Source organism: Anaerofilum hominis (assembly GCF_014287275.1).
GTDB classification, from domain to species: Bacteria; Bacillota; Clostridia; order Oscillospirales; family Ruminococcaceae; genus Pygmaiobacter; species Pygmaiobacter hominis.
Genome location: NZ_JACONZ010000013.1, coordinates 1 through 1,336 on the forward strand (window position 1 = coordinate 1; position 1,336 = coordinate 1,336).

Consider the following 1,336-nt stretch of genomic DNA (forward strand, 5'->3'; position numbering starts at 1 on the left):
AGGGTCCGGTTCACCTCGATCTGGTTGGGGATCAGCCCCTCCACCACGCCCACGCCCCGGGCGCTGCCCATCTTCTCGCTCCATCGCATCCCGCACACCGGGTAAACGTCCAGCCCCGGAATCACCTGCTCGGGCTGGTAGATCACCGTCTCGGTGGAGCGGCCAAAAGCCACCCCCTCGTCCGTCTTTGCCATATACAGCAGGCTGGTGCACTTGCCAAGGTCCGTTTTCACCTCCTGCGCGCCGGTGTACCCGATCTCAGTCTCATCCACTTCGTCAGAGACGATACGCACGACCTCCGTCTCCGCCACGCCGTTTTTCCGCGCCTCCTCCCGCACCTGGGCCACCGGCCGCCGCTCGGCGATGATGATCCACTCCTGGCTGTTGATGTCCGGCTCCTGCTCATCTGCCAGGTAAAGGCTGGTCTTGCCCACCAACTGCATCTTTAATTGCGGCTTCAGATCCTGCACCACGCTTTCGGACGGCTCGCGCGCGTCATAGCAGTACAGATAGTGGTCCCCGGCAATGCAGGCGTTTTTGATGACCGCCCATTTTTTGAAGTCCATCTTTCCCTTTTCCCACTGGGCGCCCGCAAAACGGGTCAGCAGTTCACAGACCGCGGTGGCCTGTGCATCCCCGTCCATGGCGGAGTAGAGCACCGCCGTATCGTTCATCGCCACGGTGGCGATCTTGTAAGTGCAGATCGGCCGGATGAAATTCAGCACCGGCAGCTCCTCGCCGCCCGACTTGATCCCGTGCCACTGGTCCCCCTCGTAAAAATGATGACAGCGCTCCACCCGGCCATACATGCCGTCGTTGTTGTGATGCTCTCGGCCTGCCTCGTATTTGCGCCAGATCTCCGTGGTCTCCGTCTGCCCGACTGCGTCTTGCATCAAATCACCTCCCGTTGCCCTTTCTCCGTCCCGTCATAGGCGTCGATATTCGCCAGGATCGCGTCGTACCGCTTCTGCTCCTCTGTCGGCGGTCCCGCTTTTGCTCTCCCTCCGCCTGTCCACACCGGCACAGGCGTTTCGCCCCGCGCAGCCCGCAGGCCGTCCCGCAGCCCCAGCCGGTAGCACCATACCAGTCCCGCCCCCCAGACCAACGCCGCAGCCAAAGCTGCAATGTCAAACAATGTCATAACTGCCTCCCTCTCCCAGCGGCCCCGAGGTCTGCTTCTCGACGCCGAAATCGTCCCTCAAAATGTCGTGCCGCAACCGCTGCGGCTCCCTGGCCGCGTCCACCCAGTAGGCGCAAAAGCCCCGCAGCGCGTCCGGCGCATGGGTCAGCTCATGCGGTTCGCCCGCCGCGTCCTCCGGCTTCAGCGGGTCGTGCT

3 protein-coding genes are annotated in these 1,336 nt (G+C 63.2%); all 3 read right to left on the reverse strand.

Going from position 1 to position 1,336, the window contains the following annotated elements:
- Positions 1-893, reverse strand: an 893-nt coding sequence (locus tag H8S23_RS13805; protein ID WP_186888936.1) for a hypothetical protein, incomplete at its 3' end; no start/stop codon positions are given.
- Entirely contained in the window at positions 893-1,141 is a 249-nt protein-coding gene (locus H8S23_RS13810; protein WP_186888937.1) for a hypothetical protein, read from the reverse strand. The genes H8S23_RS13810 and H8S23_RS13805, both read right to left, overlap by 1 nt.
- Positions 1,128-1,336, reverse strand: a 209-nt coding sequence (locus tag H8S23_RS13815; RefSeq protein WP_186888938.1) for a hypothetical protein, incomplete at its 5' end; no start/stop codon positions are given. The genes H8S23_RS13815 and H8S23_RS13810, both read right to left, overlap by 14 nt.